The organism is Aequorivita todarodis (genome assembly GCF_028561335.1).
In the GTDB taxonomy this organism is placed as follows: domain Bacteria; phylum Bacteroidota; class Bacteroidia; order Flavobacteriales; family Flavobacteriaceae; genus Aequorivita; species Aequorivita todarodis.
Genome location: NZ_JAQQTG010000009.1, coordinates 1 through 17991, shown reverse-complemented (window position 1 = coordinate 17991; position 17991 = coordinate 1). Strand labels below are relative to the sequence as shown.

11 protein-coding genes are annotated in these 17991 nt (G+C 43.6%); 10 read left to right on the top strand and 1 reads right to left on the bottom strand.

What is annotated here, in order from left to right; translation table 11 throughout:
- Positions 1–81 precede the first annotated feature (81 nt).
- The 8 genes from POV26_RS03960 to POV26_RS03925 all read left to right on the top strand — a co-directional run bounded on the left by POV26_RS03960 (position 82) and on the right by POV26_RS03925 (position 9828).
- The gene (locus POV26_RS03960; RefSeq protein ID WP_272855187.1) at positions 82–834 is read left to right on the top strand and encodes a DJ-1/PfpI family protein; all 753 of its coding nucleotides are present in this window, start codon (positions 82–84) and stop codon (positions 832–834) included.
- 153 nt (positions 835–987) lie between these two features.
- Positions 988–1578, top strand: coding sequence for a DUF4251 domain-containing protein (locus POV26_RS03955; protein WP_272855186.1), 591 nt, complete (start codon positions 988–990; stop codon positions 1576–1578).
- A 247-nt stretch (positions 1579–1825) separates the two neighbouring features.
- A complete protein-coding gene (locus POV26_RS03950) occupies positions 1826–4546 on the top strand; it encodes a galactose-binding domain-containing protein (protein ID WP_272855185.1) in 2721 nt (906 codons plus the stop codon).
- A 200-nt stretch (positions 4547–4746) separates the two neighbouring features.
- Positions 4747–6225: a potassium/proton antiporter gene (locus POV26_RS03945; protein ID WP_272855184.1), complete on the top strand. Its 1479-nt coding sequence runs from the start codon at positions 4747–4749 to the stop codon at positions 6223–6225.
- 62 nt (positions 6226–6287) lie between these two features.
- On the top strand, positions 6288–7529 hold the full coding sequence (locus POV26_RS03940) for an alpha/beta hydrolase (RefSeq protein ID WP_272855183.1): 1242 nt from the start codon (positions 6288–6290) through the stop codon (positions 7527–7529).
- 21 nt (positions 7530–7550) lie between these two features.
- Positions 7551–8090 carry a DUF3124 domain-containing protein gene (locus POV26_RS03935; RefSeq protein WP_272855182.1) on the top strand — a complete coding sequence of 180 codons (540 nt, stop codon included), beginning with the start codon at positions 7551–7553 and terminating at the stop codon, positions 8088–8090.
- Between the two features lie 269 nt (positions 8091–8359).
- Positions 8360–9121 (top strand): peroxide stress protein YaaA, encoded by a 762-nt coding sequence (gene yaaA, locus POV26_RS03930; protein WP_272855233.1) that lies wholly within the window; start codon positions 8360–8362, stop codon positions 9119–9121.
- 47 nt (positions 9122–9168) lie between these two features.
- The gene (locus POV26_RS03925) at positions 9169–9828 is read left to right on the top strand and encodes a uracil-DNA glycosylase family protein (protein ID WP_272855181.1); all 660 of its coding nucleotides are present in this window, start codon (positions 9169–9171) and stop codon (positions 9826–9828) included.
- Between the two features lie 142 nt (positions 9829–9970).
- On the opposite strand, the gene POV26_RS03920 is transcribed toward POV26_RS03925, so the two are convergent.
- Entirely contained in the window at positions 9971–13261 is a 3291-nt protein-coding gene (locus POV26_RS03920; protein ID WP_272855180.1) for a VCBS repeat-containing protein, read from the bottom strand.
- A 180-nt stretch (positions 13262–13441) separates the two neighbouring features.
- Here POV26_RS03920 and POV26_RS03915 point away from each other — a divergent pair, with 180 nt between their 5' ends.
- Entirely contained in the window at positions 13442–16903 is a 3462-nt protein-coding gene (locus POV26_RS03915; RefSeq protein ID WP_272855179.1) for an HYR domain-containing protein, read from the top strand.
- A complete protein-coding gene (locus POV26_RS03910; protein WP_272855178.1) occupies positions 16860–17990 on the top strand; it encodes a T9SS type A sorting domain-containing protein in 1131 nt (376 codons plus the stop codon). Before POV26_RS03915 ends, POV26_RS03910 begins: the two co-directional genes overlap by 44 nt.
- Position 17991: the final 1 nt, after the last annotated feature.

Here is a 17991-nt window from a genome sequence, read left to right as displayed (position 1 = left end):
GCGTTTAGGTGTTTTTAACGCTTGTTTATGAATGGATCTGCCGTGTAAACTGTAATTTTAAATCCTCAAAATATAATTCTCATGAAAAAATTAAGCATCCCGTTTATCGTCCTTTCCCTTATTCTTGTGGGCTGCATTTCAAACACCGATAAATCTACCGGTCCAGAATCGAGCCCGGCAGACCCAGAAGTGGTTGCGGCAATGGAGCGGGAAGCCCTAAAACCCCTGAACGACAGCTTGCCAATTATTGGTCTGTTAATGTACAATGGCGTTTTGACCACCGAAGTTACCGCCACTACCGACGTTTTTACAAAACCGACAGAAAGTGGAAAACAGCTGTTCAATGTAATAACTATTGCAGAAACCTCTGATCCAATTGTAAGCGAGGAAGGTTTAAAAATAGTTCCCGATTATACCTTTGAAAATTGCCCAAAATTAGACGTGCTTTTTGTGCCCAGTGCCTATGATATGTACGCCCAGGTCCATAATAAGAAAATTGTGGACTTTATAAAGCAGCAGAACGAAAACACAAAATATACCGTGAGCAATTGTGCCGGTGCACAACTCATCGGCGCGAGCGGAATTGCCGATGGGAAAAAAATTGTGACCTACATTGGCGGGGGAGAGCAGCTTCAAAAAGACTATCCAAACCTAAAAGTTCAAGATGATAGCGTAGTTAGATATGTGGAGGACGGCAAGTTTCTCTCGTCCAACGGAAATCTAATCAGCTATGTTTCCGCATTGAATCTATTGAAAAAAATGGCAGGGCAGGAGCAGGTTGATTTTGTGGAATCTTACCTTTATTTGAAAGAATTGCAGGACTGGAAACCGTAATTTTTTTTCAGTGTTCAGTGTTCAGTTGGCCCGCTTTTAAGGTGCGCAATTCGATGAATATTCCTTTGCGTTTTTTGTGGTCGATAGTTAACGGAAACATTCGTTTTTCGGCACGGACCTTGATTTAATTTCTTTCAAAAAAAATAATGAATTATGAAACGTCCGTTAACAAATTGTAAACCAGATGAATATATGTTAGGGCATTCCATCTTTCTATTTCTCAAATATTTTATACCGATGAAAATACAAAGTCTTTTAGTCATTGCATTATTTTGTTTTACACTTGGAAATGCTTCGGCACAAGAGAAGGATTTAAAAGTGAACGCAAACCAAGTAACTGAAAATAGCAGCAACATTGAACGATTGTTGAATTCCAAGTCCTTTGAATTTATTGCCAACACTGCATTTCCCACGGGTGGAACGCCTAAAAATTTAGTGGGAAGTGGTTATTCCGTAACCTTTTCGCCAGAGAAGATTGTAAGTAACCTTCCCTTTTACGGAAGAGCCTATAGCGGAATGGCTTCGGGGCCAGACAAGGGGATGCGTTTTCAAGGAAAGCCTGAAAATTTTACGATTGCGAAGAATAAGGAATACCAAGTAAACACAATTGTAAACGAGAACGGGAATACCTATGGAATAACGTTGTCCGTGAGTGATTCGGGATATGCTTCGCTTTCCATCAGCAGTAATGCTCGTGGTACTATTAATTTCCAAGGGGAAATTTTGCCCTATAGAAAAGATTGAACATTTCTCATTAAAAAAACGTATAACGGTTATTACCAGTCCTTTAAATGCGTCGAGGATTTGATATTTATAAAAAGCCACACACAATAGGGTAAGATAATTTTTATTACCTTTACCGCCTATCCCCCATTCTGACTTTTTTAACAAAAAAGTTGGGTGGGGCTTTTTTATTAGGGTATAAAACAACACACGAATTAAATATTTCTTTCCTTTAACCAATAGGAAAGATTTTGAAATATAATTGACCATGAAAACTATAAGCAAATTTGTATTTATAATTGGACTGATTGCATTTGTCGGTTTCCCAAGTTTGACTGCACAAACTACCAGTGTATATGTTTCGGCCCATCCTGATGATTGGCAATTATTTATGAATCCGAATGCCTACAACAGTATAAAAGGCACCAATGAAAAAGTGGTTTTTATACATACCACTGCGGGAGATGCCGGGAATGGCATTACAAACAACTATTATTTGGCGCGAGAAGAGGGCAGTTTACGCGCAATTAGGTTTATGTCCAATACTTTTACCAACCAAGGCGCGCCCGGCACAAATATGAATCAAACTACGGTAAACGTAAATGGGCATCAAATTTTAAAATTAAGCTATAGAAATGCAGTAATCTATTTTCTGCGATTGCCTGATGGGAATTATAGAGGGACCGGATATTCGGGCACAAACGACCAGAGCTTACAAAAATTATACAATGGTTCCATTCCTTCCATTTCGGCAATTGATGGCACTGCTACCTATTCTTCATTGGCAGATTTGGAAAATACGCTGAAATCCATTGTTCAAACAGAATCCATCGGGAACATAAAGTTTAATTTGGCCGATCATGATGCTTCAATAAATCCCGATGACCATTCAGACCATGTTCATTCTTCCCTCATAATGCAGGATGTTGCCAATAGCATTGGAGGGGTAACCTTGAATTTGTATAGCGAATATGATACCGCCATTCGGCCGGTAAATGTTTTCAATAATGATTTTATGGTTAATGCCGGGACCTGGGGTGCTACTGCTTCGGGTATTTCGGATAATTCATTTTTCAGCACTTGGGACAATGACCACAATGTATGGTTGTATAGGCAATATTTCAGAACGGTTCCCGCAAATAACTATCCGATAGCTTCGGTCGTTGCCACTGATGCCAATGCCGGGGAGAATCCCTTGGATACGGGCACCTTCACTGTAAGTTTAAATGCAGTAAATACTGGCGGCCCAATTGTAGTAAATTATACCATAAGTGGCACGGCAACGCCCGGGGCTGATTATACTTCCCTCCCGGGAACAGTAACCATAGCCACTGGGCAGCAAAGCAAAACCATTACGGTTACCCCAATTGATGATACGGAGGTGGAACCACTCGAAACCGTTGTCCTTACCTTGGCTTCGGGCACTGGTTATAATGTTGGTTCTCCTGCAACTGCAACGGTAAACATTAGTAGTGAGGACGTTATTCCCCCTGGAACAAACATTGCGCTTTTAAAACCTACCACAGCATCGAACGGATTTTCTACAAAGGATAAGGCCGTTGATGGTAACTATTCCAAAAGCAACTATTGGCAGGGAATTCCATACCCCCAATGGTGGCAGGTGGATCTTGGGAATGAGTTTGACATCAGCAAATTGGTAGTCATAACTTATTATGGCAATAATCGCTACTATCAATATGACATTCAAGCTTCCACAGACGGAAACAATTGGACAACCGTGGTTGATTTTAATGCAAATACGACCCCAGCTACGAGCCAGGGAAATACGTTTAACCTCAATAACCCGAAAGCCCGTTATTTAAGAGTAAATATGAATTACAATTCCGCGAATTTTGGCGTGCATATCATCGAGTTTGAGGCTTATGGGGTTTTGTCCGGTTCCAATAATCCCCAAGCAACCATAACTGCAACAGATGCATCGGCTGCCGAGAATCCGTTGGACAATGGAACTTTTACGGTAAGTCTCGATGCAGTAAACAACAACGGCCCGCTTACGGTAAATTATACCGTGGGAGGTACAGCTTCTTCGGGTTCTGATTATACGGCCCTTTCGGGAACTGTAACCATCCCCAATGGGCAGCAGAGTGGCACCATAACGGTAATTCCTGTTGATGATACAGAGGTGGAGCCTGTTGAAACCGTAATCCTAACACTTTCATCGGGTGCCGGTTATACGGTGGGTACGCCTTTTAGTGCCACTGTAAATATTATAAGTGACGACCTTGCACCACCTAGTGGAAATCTGGCTTTAAACAAACCAACCTCTTCCTCCAGTGGTTCCGAAACAGCGAGCTCTAAGGCGGTTGATGGTATATATACAATAGATAATTGGTGGGGGGCCAGTCCTTTCCCACAATGGTGGAGCGTGGATTTGGGGGCTGAATACGATCTTAGCCAATTGGTTGTTTTTAACTATTATGACGGTAGCAGGTATTATCAATACGATATTCAAGGGTCGCTGGACGGGACAACTTGGACAACTTTGGTCGATTTCAATGCAAACACAACACCCGCAACTAACCAAGGAAACTCCTTTAACCTCAACAACCCCTCAGCGCGTTATTTACGGGTAAATATGAATTACAATTCAGCGAATATAGGGGTGCATATCATTGAATTTGAAGCCTATGGAACATTGACCCAAAATTCTGGAAGAAACGCTTCCAATCAAACAAATTCGTCAGTGGGAAAATTAAGTGAAGCGTCGAAAAAATATGCTCTATCGGTTTATCCCAATCCGAGCAAGTATGGAAACCCTATAAAAGTGGGCCTTCAGTTGCCCGAAGACCGGCGCGCTTCAGTAGCGATTTTTGACATACAAGGAAAAATGATCGCAAACAAGGAATTCGACCTCAAAAAAGGGGCAAACGAAGTTGAAATGCCCACTGATTACTTTTCCGCGGGAATGCTTATTGTTAAGGTGGACATTCAGGGTGAAATAATGACCAAAAAGGTTTTCCTCGAATAAGACGGCACTCCTTTTATTTCAATGCCCGTTGGCAGTTCAATTTTGTAAGTTGCCATTGCTTGCAAAATTTAGGCTTATTTGTGAATCGGGCACTCGTATTTTTTGGAAATGTTTCCTTTGAATTTAAAAAGCAAATTGCGGTTATTTTTAAAAACTAAAATTCGTATTTTGCGAGTATGCGAATTTAAACCGAAAAGCTATTGAATTTAACCATTGAAAACATTCTGCTTGTTGGTTCCATCCTACTTTTAATAAGTATTATTGCGGGCAAAACCTCCTATAAATTCGGTGTTCCCACTTTAGTGCTTTTCTTGGGAATTGGAATGCTTGCAGGTGAAGATGGCATAGGCGGCATCAGCTTTAACGATCCGCAGCTCGCACAATTGATAGGCATAATTTCATTGAACTTTATCCTTTTTTCAGGCGGCCTTGATACTGACTGGAAAGCGGTAAAGCCCATTATGAAAGAAGGTTTCGCGCTTTCCACCCTTGGGGTTTTATTGACGGCTGTAGGCCTGGGGACCTTTGTTTATTACGTTACCGATTTTACCATTTATGAAAGTTTGCTCTTGGGAAGTATTGTTTCTTCTACCGATGCGGCCGCAGTGTTTTCCATTTTGCGTTCCAAAAATCTTGCGCTCCGCACTAATTTACGCCCTACCCTGGAAATGGAAAGTGGTAGCAACGACCCCATGGCGTATGTGCTGACCATTGCCTTTTTGGGGTTGGTAATCAACCAGGACAAAGGGCTGGCCTCGATGATTCCGTTGTTTTTTCAGCAAATGATTATTGGAACCATAGCTGGTTTTGGCTTTGGCAAACTCAGCAAGATTATTATCAATAAAATAAATTTAGATTTTGAAGGGCTATACCCGGTGCTCGTAATTGCGTTGATGTTCATCACCTTTTCAGTAACCGATTTTGTGGGCGGCAATGGATTTTTGGCAATTTATATTTGCGCACTCTTTTTGGGCAACCAATACCTGATTCACAAAAAAACCATCCTTAAAATGTATGACGGTCTGGCGTGGCTTATGCAGATTGTACTCTTCCTGACCTTGGGACTTTTGGTGTTTCCTTCGCAAATTGTTCCTGTAATTGGCATCGGGCTCCTAATATCGCTGTTCTTGATTTTTGTGGCGCGCCCTGCTGCGGTTTTTATAAGCTTGATTCCCTTCAGAATGAAATTGCGCAGGCGGTTTTACATTTCGTGGGTGGGCTTGCGGGGTGCTGTGCCCATCGTATTTGCAACCTATCCGTTATTGGCCGGAATTGATAAGGCGAATATGATATTCAACATCGTGTTTTTCATTTCCCTTACCTCCATTTTAATTCAGGGAACTACGCTTTCCATAGTTGCAAAATGGCTAAAAGTAAGTATTCCCGCTGCCGAGAAAATCAGGACACCTTCAGAAAAGTTTTTGGAGGAACATCCCAAAACCGAAATGCGGGAGATTGGCATTGCAAGCGGAAACAAAGTTGTGGGCAAAAAAATTGTGGAGATTGAATTCCCCAAAACCGCCATTATCGCAATGATAAAAAGAGATGAAAAATACATTACCCCCAATGGAAGCACTGTAATTAATGCCGATGACGTGCTAATAGTACTTTCGGAAAATAAAAAGGGAATAAAAAAAGTGTACAAGGCTTTGAACATTCTGGAATTTTCAGCCGCATAACCTTACAGGAATAGATTCATAAAAATGAATTATATTCGTAGCAGCCACTAGTTCAGGGAACCATGAAAAATCAAAAATTGCTATTGCTTCTGGTAATGTTTTGTTCGGCAATTGTTTTTGCCCAGGATATTTCCATCGGAAAACGGGACAAGGTTTATTCTGAAATACTGCAACAGGACAGGGAATTCTCGGTATATCTTCCCCCTTCATATAATACCTCCATAAACCAAAAGTATCCCGTGCTATATATTTTGGACGGCGATTATAACTTTCAGTACGTAGCTGGCTTTTTGGAACTGCAGGGTGCGATAAGTGAACTTATTCCCGAAATGATTTTGGTGGCCCTTTCGGGAAAGGGAACCAAGGAATACCGCAGAAACTGCAAGCCCAGTATTGAAGGCGTGGAAGATAGCGGCAATGCGGAGGAAATGGCAGGTTTTTTTGAAAAGGAATTGATTCCCTACGTAAATAAAAACTACAAAACGGCAGATTATAAAATCTTGGGCGGCCATTCCGTTGGCGGAATATTTGTCATCAATACCGCCATCAACCATCCCAACCTTTTTAATGATTACATCGCCATCAGCCCCGCGCTGTGGTGGGCAGACAATGCAATGGAGGATGTGCTAAAAAACACTTGGGGCAAAACCGGAAGCACCCCCGCGAGCGTGTATATTTCGCTTGCCAATGAAAAAGGAATGGGCGTGGTCGAATTCCTGAAAAAAGTGCCCAAAAGCATTATGGACAAAAACGTGACGTTTAAAGAGTTTCCCGATGAAACCCACAACTCGGTGGGGCTTCCAACCTATAAATGGGCCTTGGGCGAAATTTTTAAAAACTGGTATTTGGACAAGCTGTATTTTTCCGATGCCGAAGAATTAAAAACCCATTATGCCGAAGTGCAAAAGCAGTATGGCAATATTTTTAACAGTGCTCCTTCGGTAATAGGCTACACAAATTATATTTTAAGAAAAAACGATAAAGAGCGAAAAAAGGTTGCCGATGCTTTTAAGATTATAAGCCCGGATGCTTATGTACTGTTCAATAATGCCCAAGCCGGCGACCTTATGGAAGGGAAAAAATATGAGGAGGCCGAACAGCTTTTAAACGAGGCATTGGCGGTAAACCCGAACAATTTTGACACGTACCACGTTTTGGCCAAAGTTAAATTAGCAAAAAACAACGCAGCTGAAGCAAATGAAGCCATTGACAAAGCGATGCACTTGGCAAACCAACATCAGGCACGCCAATGGCAAATCAACGAATTGCTGGAAACAAAAGCCGAAATCAATAAAAAGCAGTAGTTTTAAAGGGAGTATTTAACAATGGGAAAATTATTTAAAATATCACAGATTGCAGCATTCCTTTTCCTTGTCGGAATATTTGTATCCTGCGAGGATGAAAAGGAAATTAGCTCCTACAGCCCCAACCATTGGGAGGACCATTATGTGGGGCCTAAAATCTCGGCATTCATACAGGATTCCCTGCAAACCGGAAAAACGTACTTAAGCGTTTACTCACACATCTATAGTATCTCATTAAAAAAGACCCAGAATCTTACCGCAATGATAAGTCTTCGAAATGTGAGCGATACGGATACTATTTACATCTCAAAAGCAGATTATTATGGCACCAACGGCGATTTGATACGCCGCTATTTTAAAAAAACCATTTACCTAAAACCTTTGGAGACCGTGGAAATAGTAATAGATGAAACCGACAACCACGGCGGAAGCGGCGCCAATTTTATTTTTGAATGGATTACGGCGCCCAACACTCCCGAGCCTCTTTTTGAGGCAATTATGACTTCACTTCGCGGCGCACAGGGATTGAGTTTTACCACAATCGGAAGAAGGATTGATTGAAAATACGAAATGCGAAGTACGAAATGCGAAGTGCGAATGAAGCGGGGAAAACGATGCGGAAAGTTCAATGGAAAATTTACAAGCAACCTCTTCTGGCAGCTCAGGGTATTTTTTTGACTTCATTTGTAAAAGCCATGTTTCAAATCGCAAATCCCATCCCGATAGCTATCGGGACCCAAATTCCAAATTCCACATCGCAAATCCCATCCCGATCTATCGGGGCCCAAATCCCGATTCTTTTCATTATTTTTGAAGCAAAGAAGCATTTAATGAAAATAGTAATTTCCCCAGCAAAAACGCTGGATTTTGAATCCAAACTTCCCACTGGCCGCGGCACCCAACCCCGATTTTTGGAAGAGGCCGAAATGATAAACAACAAGCTGGAGCGCAAAAGCAAAAAGGCCATTGGCAAACTAATGGACATCAGCGATAAATTGGCAGCGCTTAATTACCAGCGCTACAAAGAATTCAATACCCCCTTCACAAAACAGAATGCCCGGCCTGCGGTGTATGCCTTTGCCGGCGATGTTTACACGGGACTGGATGCGTATTCCATTCCTTCGGAAAAAATAGATCTTTTGCAAGATTCGTTGCGAATACTTTCGGGAATGTACGGGCTGTTGCGCCCGTTGGACTTAATTCAGCCCTATCGGTTGGAAATGGGGACCAAGCTTCCCGTAAACCGAAAAAAGGATCTGTATGCTTTTTGGAAAAAAACACTCACCAAAACCTTGAACGACGAACTGAAAGAGGACGAACTTTTCCTAAACCTTGCAAGCGTGGAATATTTTAGTGCCATTGACGAAAAGAAACTGAAGGTTCCGGTAATTTCGCCTGTTTTCAAGGATTTCAAAAATGGCGAGCTTAAAATAATTTCCTTCTTTGCCAAAAAAGCGCGCGGCAGTATGAGTCGTTTTGCAATTGATAAAAATGTAAAAACCTTGGATGAACTGAAAGCTTTTGATTATGACGGCTATGGTTTTAGTGAAAAATATACCGAGAAGGAGCAGGAGCCAGTTTTTATTCGGTAAAAACGAAACTGAAATCGTCAATCATAAATCGCAAATCGACATTCCCTTTGTTCCACCACGTTCACCCATACCCGCCGTATATTCCCAACACCGCAACCAAGCTGATTGTCGGAACCCTTCCGCCGCCGCGTTTCACAACTGGGGAATTAAAGGAAGGCGATGTGGATTTTTGCTACGGCAGCCGCGACGGGCAGCTGTGGCCAATTTTGGACAAAATATTCGACTTAAATTTAAAGTTTGAAACGACTGCTGAAGCTATTCTCCAGCGCGAGAATTTTCTCATAAAAAGAGGCATCGGCATTTGCGATATGGTCGCTTCCGCAAAGCGCGAAAAGGTAGATGCCTCGGACATCGGGATGTTGGAAGTGGAACTGCGCGATCTGGTTGCCATCCTTCAGCAAAACCCTAAAATTGATACCCTCCTTTTTACTGGTGGAAACAGTAAAAATGGGCCCGAATATTTCTTCCGAAGAAAATTAAAAGAGTACGATATTTCGCTCCAATTGGTATCCAACAAAGTGCCGCGCATCCATAAATTTCTGATGCCAAATAGTGGTAGAACTGTAAAAACCGTTTCCTTGATTGCGCCCTCGGGAGCGGCAAATAGGGCGGTGGGAAGTCTTACTGCCTATAAAAAAATGAAGGCCGAATTTCCCAAAAAAACCACCATCGATTTTCGGGTGGAGCAGTACAGGCCATTTTTCTGAACATTAATATTGAGGTCCTGTTACAGTATAATTTGCGATTTTGATTTCAACCTATTTTTTGCCCAAACCCTAAAAGGAACTGGTTTGAAATCATCATTTTATATTGAAAACTCCACCCCAAAGGGAGGCCGGAAGGCAAAATCTACGATTTAAAATTGAAAATTTGCAAGGGCGCATTATTGCTTACAACCATATACATTTCCTTCCCGTTTATTTTAATGGCCTTCATATTTTTTGAATCGCTGGCTATAAACGGCACATATTCTCTGGAAAAATTAAAACTGCCTTTGCCGTCGCCCAGCAGCACATACCCGTAATTGCTGTCATAACGTATGGTTTCCACTTCGGCATCATAAATGGCGCCAATGCCCATAATATCCATATTTCCATCGTTGTTGAAATCGCGGGAAACGAAGGAAAGGGTAGGGCCCAACTGGGCTTCGTTTGGCAATCTTTTCACCTTGAATTTTCCGCCGCCCAGGTTTTCGGCATACATACTTTCAAAATCATGGCAGGTTAGTTTAAAGGCTTCCTTAAGTTCTTCCTCCCCGTAAATACCGTTCATGTCCAAGTTGGAAAATTCCTTATAGCTTTTTATTTTATCGAGCAGAAATGGATTCTGTTGGCTGCTGCATTCCTTGCCGCGAACGGGAACAAGCCTGCCGTCGTTTATTTTGCTCATCGCCACATCAAAACTGCCGTTGCTGTCAAAATCCTTGGCATAAATGAAAAGCGGTTTTTCCGCGGAAGGATGGAATTTATTGTTTCCGCCTATGTTTCCAAAAACATAATCTTCGTCGCCATCTCCATCAAAATCTGCGGCAGTTACCGTGAACCACCAGCCTTCGGTATTTTCAAGCCCGGCAATGTTTTCATTTTTGGTGAACTTTCCGTTGTTGTTGTTAAAAATGGTTGGAGCCATCCACTCTCCGGTTACCAAAAGATCAAGGTCTTTATCGTTGTCATAATCGGTAAAGACAGCTTCGGAAACCATCCCGATTTCTTTAAGTGAAGGATTTTCTTCGGTTGCATCTATAAAGTTTCCGTTCTCGTTTTTAAGCAGATAGGAGCGTGGCGGAAGCGGATATTTTTTGGGAACCACATTGCCACCAACAAACAAATCGATATCGCCATCGCCGTCAAAATCTGCGGCCGCAATGCTTTTGCTGGAAACGAGCATAGGTGGCAAAGCTTCTTTTTTATAAGTAAAATTGCCTTTGCCGTCATTTACAAAAAGCCTATCCTGTAAGAGTGGGCTCTTTTCATCCAGTTCATAACCAGCGCTTGCCACATATAGGTCTTGGTCGCCATCGCCATCGGCATCAAAAAAGAGTGCGTTTGCGTCTTCGTATTTTGCGTTGTTTTTCCAAAGTGCTTCATTTGTTTTTGAAAAACTGCCATCCGTTTTTTGAATGTACAAAGCGGCTTCGGCTCCGGCGGCATTTCCCACGAAAAAGTCTTCCAAGCCATCGCCGTTAACATCTGCGACCGCAAGGCCACTGCCTTTGGTGGATTGTTTCTGGGGAATAAGAAGTTGCAGTGTAAAATCGTCAAAATCGTTCTCTTTCTGCACATAGTCAATCCCAATACTCGCAGGGTCCAAGCTCACTTTTTTGGAAATGGGATTTTGATACGCAACGGTTCCCGCAGTGGCGGTGCTATAATCCAAATTGTACATTTTGTTACTCGCCGGGCTGTTGAGTTTTGAAATTTTTCCATCGGGCCATTGCACGACCACTTCGTCAACCTTATCATTCTTGCCAAGCCCAAAATGAAGTACATCGGTAACGGAAGATTGAAAACCGCGGGCGAGATACAACTGCTGAAATTGTATGGTATCTGCTTTTTTCACATACACTTTTGCGCCAATCCCCAAGGAATTATTGCTTGGGCCTTTCAGTTTTACTTGTAGAAAATTATTGTTGGCATTGTTTCGGTATAGCCCTACTTCATCGTCTATATTGTTGACTATTAAATCCAAATCGCCGTCGTTGTCGAGATCGGCATAGGCTGCTCCGTTTGAGAAAGTTGGGTCTTCCATTCCCCATTCCTCCATCTTTTTGGAAAAAGTAAGGTCGCCATTGTTTTTATAGATATAATTGTTCAGTTTTTGGGAGGGTAGCATAGCTTGTACTGCTTCCAGGGTCATCTGTTCCTTATTGGCCATTTTTTTCTTCATCTCGGTCCTGAAATCCTGATTGGTATAATCTTTTATAACGCCGTTGGTAATAAAAATATCCTTCATCCCGTCATTGTCAAAATCTGCGATGAGCGGCGCCCAGCTCCAGTCGCTTTTGGCAACTCCGCTGAGAAGTGCGGTTTCATTGAATTTTCCGTTGCCTTTGTTGTAATGGAGCATATTGGCCATATAGGGATGGTTGTAACCAATGGCCACCATTTTGTAGAAATTTTCGGTATCCATTGAAGCCATATTCTGTTTGCTGCGCTTGTAGTTTTCCGCAGTCATATCTACGGTTAAAAGATCTGGGAGAAGATCGTTGTTGAGATCGGCATAGTCTGAACCCATACTATAAAAAGAAATGTGGTCTATACGGCTGTTTATTTCGTTTTTGAAGCTGCCATCTTTTTGGTTGATGTACAACTGGTCCGGTTCCAGAAAATCGTTGGAAACATAAATATCGTCCCAGCCATCGTTGTTAAAATCGCCCACGGCCGCGGCCAAGCCCCAAGTTTTGTTGTATAACCTTGCTTCGCCGGTTACTTTTGTGAAAGTAGTGCCGTCATTTCGGTATAATTGGTCGCTGGTAATCTCTTCAATCTGGCTTTGAATCTCGGCGCTTATGGTCGTGTTGTTTTTGAAATCGTAGCGGTAGTTTACAACATATAGGTCCAAGTCGCCATCTTTATCATAGTCTAACTGGTATGCTTGGGTGGAATAACCGGGGTCGTCCAGGCCCCACTTTTTGGCTTCTTCTTTAAAAGTACCGTCTTTTTGGTTTATGAACAGTAGGTTTCTTCTTGCGTTATCGTCCTTTACAGATCCTGCTTTGCACACATAGATATCCAACCAGCCATCGTTGTTGATGTCCAGCATGCTAGCTCCGGTGGAAAAGCCTTTGTAGTCTTCCGCTTTTGAAGTAGTTGTAATATCTTCAAAAACGAGATTGCCTTTGTTTCTGTACAATTTATTGGGGCCCATACTGGAAACAAAATAAAGATCCTGCAACCCGTCATTGTCAATATCGCCCACAGCCACGCCACCACCTACATAGATATAGGTATAATTTAAAAAGTTAAAATCTACATCTTCCTTTATTACATTTTTGAAATTCAATTGCGAAGTTTCAGAAGTGATTTTTGAATATAAGGTAGTCGCGCTATCGGTATATTCCGTGGCATTTTCCTTTTTTGAAGGCTGTGAGCAGGAAAATAAAAACATTGAAAAAATGAGGCTTACAATGAGTGTCTTCATAATGAATTGTATTAACTGACTAAAAAACAGGCGTTTAAAATAACAGAAAAAAATATTTTTTGGGTTAGTTGAATTAATTACTAAATATATAAAATTTTAGTTCAGGGAATTATTTGTACTTTAAGATAAATTACAGTATTTTTAACGACATTTTAACTATTAATTTTAAATTATCAATTTATGAGAAAAATTACCTTTTTAATCTTAACGTTTTTCATTTGCGCAGTTGGGCTCGCCCAGCCTGCCAATGATTTATGTGCGAATGCCATAACCATTACGGGGGATGGTGTAATTCCGGGTACATCGGTTGGAGCAACAACCGATACGGCGCCATTTTGTGGCACTTCAATTTCATCTCCAGGGGTTTGGTACACTTTTACTGATACTTCTGGAACAGGAAGTGTAGTAGATTTGAGCCTTTGTACCGGTACAGCTTATGACACTAAGCTTTCCGTATATACAGGAAGTTGTGGTTCATTAACCTGTGTTGCAGGGAATGATGATTCCTGTGGACTTCAGAGTGCTGTGAATTTCACATCAGACGGTTCTTCTACATATTATGTATTGGTTCATGCCTTTGGTGGTGCTACAGGTGCTTTTGAACTTACCGTAAGCGGTTTTCCAGCTGGTGCTCCAGGTGGCGACATCAACGAATGTGCTACAGACACACCAATAACATTTGACCCACCCTACGACATTAGCTCGACCCTCAACGTTACGGAAACTGGCGTTATCGGTACAGCCAGTGGCGACTATCATTTTGATGATGTAATACTAAACGCTCAAGACGGATGGGTTGGAGACCTTGAGATTACCTTGATTGCTCCTTCATCTTCCACACTTGTGCTTACTTCTGGAAATGGAGGCTCAAGCGGATTGGACACTGCTGCGACTTTAACATTTACGGATAGCTCAAGTAATGCCGTAACTAGTTGGACAGGTGGCGCCCCGGCTGCAGATTACTTGCCAGAAGGCGGCCTGTTAAATACTTTTTTTGCAGGTGAAGCCGTGAATGGGGCTTGGACTTTAAGGATTGTTGATTTTGGAGGTTTTGCCGATGGTGGATCCTTAAACTCTTTCTGTCTTAATATGTCTTTGATAACCGTTGTTGGTAATGCACCAACCATCGCTTGTCCGGCAGATATTACAATAGATAATGCTGCGGGCACCTGTGGTGCAGTAGCAAACTTTGCCGGCGTTGCCTTTGATGTTGAAGATGGTAACATATCTGGTAATATTATTGCTACTCCTCCAAGCGGAAGTACTTTCCCTGTGGGTGATACTACGGTTGAACTTTCCGTAACCGATAGCGATGGCAACACCGTAACCTGCTCGTTTATGGTTACCGTGGTTGACAACGAAGCCCCTGTGGCAGTCTGCCAAGACCTTACCGTGGATCTTGATCCGGTAACGGGAATGGCAACAATTACGGGCGCTGATGTGGACAATGGTTCTACGGACAACTGTGGCATCGCCTCTATGACCTTGGATGTATCTTCGTTCGATTGCTCGATGACCGGTGCAAATACAGTAACACTTACTGTTACCGATAACGCTGGCAATTCATCAACCTGTACTTCTACCGTTACCGTTCAGGACGTTACCGCTCCCGAGGTATTCTGTGTAGGCGGTTTTGGAGTATTTACCGAATCAGAGGATTTTGAAGCTGGTCTTCCATCGGGCTGGTCAACCGTAGTGAATACGGGAACCTGCGACTGGATGAACAGCAGCGATATGCCTACCGGGGACGATTTCCCGAGCCTGGCAATGATATTTGACGATGACGACTGTGGTGCTGGTGCACCAGCGAGCAACGTATCGCTTCTTTCTGCGGTATATGACCTTACCGCGGCTTCCAACGTAACCGTTGGCTACGACGTGGCCTTCCAGGAATCCGGGACACAGACCTTTACGGTTGAGGTGTTCGACGGTACGGCTTGGCAACAAATTGCATTATACGATGAAGATTTAGATCCAGATATCCAGACAGAGTCAATTGATGTTTCCGCTTATGTGAATGCGGCATTCCAAGTGCGTTGGACCTATGATGACAACGGAGGTGAATGGGGCTGGGGCGCTGGCGTTGACAACTTCCTGTTGAGCTATGAGGCTGCCTCAGGCGGAGGCCTTGACGTTTACCTTGATGCAAACGGAATGGCAAGCGTAGATCCCAACGACCTTGTTTCAGGTGTTAACGAAGCTTGTGGATATACAATTACCGCTGGCGGTGTTGGTGGAGGAACTGCTGGTTCTTTAAGCACCTTCTTTATAGGAACAAATGGTGGTGCTTCAGGTTGGACAGTAATGTACGACGTAACTGTAGGCCCAGCTGATATTCAAGTAACTGAACTAGACATTAATACTACAAGTACAACGGCGTTTGATTTAGACCTATATGTTCTTACAGGAACTTATGTAGGTAATGAAACCAACGCAGCTGCTTGGGGTGCTGTTGCCGCCTCTGGTTCTGGAGTCGGTGCGGGTACGGATTTGCCTAGTAATGTTGTTCTGGATGTGCCTGTAGTACTTTCAGCAAATACCACTTACGGTTTTGCGGTAGTAACAACCGGTGTTGGACAACGTTATACAAACGGTGATGGTACAAACCAAAACTTCTCGAATGCGGATATGTCAATGTCTCTGGGAACTGCTGTAGCCGGATTGTTTTCTGGATCAGTATTTACTCCTCGTGTTTGGAACGGTACCGTTCATTATGAAACTATTGCTAGTTCTGGTCTAGAATTTACCTGTGCCGATCTTGGCGAAAACCTTGTTGAGGTTACCGTTACAGACGACAGTGGAAACTCTGCTACCTGTATGGCAGTTGTGAATGTTATCGATAATATTTCTCCCGTGATCACTTGTGGCCCTGCCAATACGACGACTACGGAAACAGAAGATTTTGAAGGTGCTTCCATTCCTGCCGGATGGTCAACAGACATTGCTGCAGGTTCACAGGATTGGACATTCGGATCTGGCGTTATGCCGGGCGGCCCAGCGTTCGCTACAAACGCGGCGATCTTTGATGATGATGCCGCCGGTAGTGGACAAGTGAACAACGCGACCCTTATCTCTCCGGTTTATGATATAAGCGGCGCCGATTCTGCCTCCCTTTCCTTTGATTATTCATTGCAGGAATTTGCGGGCGACGGTACCCTTACCGTTGAGGTTTATGACGGTGCCGCTTGGCAACAGATATTGTTTGTTGATGTGGACACCCCTCCTACCAATTCAGGAAACCTGGATATGCTTGCCTATCTGAATGCCGACTTCCAAGTGCGCTTTACCTACGATGACGAAGGTGGCTGGGCCTGGGGCGCCGGTGTGGACAACTTCACATTGAGCTACGAGACCATTCCAACAGGCAACGTTGTGGAAATCGAGCTCGGTCCTGACGGGACTACCACCGTTGACCCATATAGCCTACTCTCCAACATAGACGAGGCCTGTGGGATCAGTACCATCGCCGTAGATGTCCCAACGGTAAGCTGTGCGGATATCGGGGCAACCATAATGATTACCGTGTTTGTAAGTGATACCAGTGGCAATATTGCCTCTTGCGTTGCAGAGGTGAGCGTGGTTGACAGACTCNGGCGTTATGCCGGGCGGCCCAGCGTTCGCTACAAACGCGGCGATCTTTGATGATGATGCCGCCGGTAGTGGACAAGTGAACAACGCGACCCTTATCTCTCCGGTTTATGATATAAGCGGCGCCGATTCCGCCTCCCTTTCCTTTGATTATTCATTGCAGGAATTTGCGGGCGACGGTACCCTTACCGTTGAGGTTTATGACGGTGCCGCTTGGCAACAGATATTGTTTGTTGATGTGGATACCCCTCCTACCAATTCAGGAAACCTGGATATGCTTGCCTATCTGAATGCCGACTTCCAAGTGCGCTTTACCTACGATGACGAAGGTGGCTGGGCCTGGGGCGCCGGTGTGGACAACTTCACATTGAGCTACGAGACCATTCCAACAGGCAACGTTGTGGAAATCGAGCTCGGTCCTGACGGGACTACCGCCGTTGACCCATATAGCCTACTCTCCAACATAGACGAGGCCTGTGGGATCAGTACCATCGCCGTAGATGTCCCAACGGTAAGCTGTGCGGATATCGGGGCAACGATAATGATTACCGTGTTTGTAAGTGATACCAGTGGCAATATTGCCTCTTGCGTTGCAGAGGTGAGCGTGGTTGACAGACTTGCTCCGGAACTTACCTGCCCAGCAGATCAAACTGTTGACCCGGGAGCCGGTAACCTGTTCTACATCTTGCCCGATTACTTCGCAACTGGCGAGGCGACCGCGGACGACAACTGTACGGATCCCGTGACTATCCTGTCCCAAGATCCAGCTCCGGGCACTCCATTGCCTGATGGCACTTACACCATCACGATGGGCGCTACCGACGAGTATGGAAATACTTCGACCTGTACTTTTGAACTTACTGTTCTAACTACTATTGGAGTGGCCGAGAACTCATTGGACAAAGGTTTGGCGCTATACCCCAACCCAGCGGACAATGTGGTCAACCTTATGAACAAGACCGACATTTCCCTTGAGAAGATGATGATCTATGATATAAACGGAAAACTGGTAAGCCAGACAGACCTTCGCGCAATGCAGGGCGTGAAGACAGTAGATGTTTCATCGCTTGCTTCTGGAGTTTATATGGTACAGATTATTGGTGACAGCGCAAGCACTGTGAAACGCTTGATTAAAGAGTAAT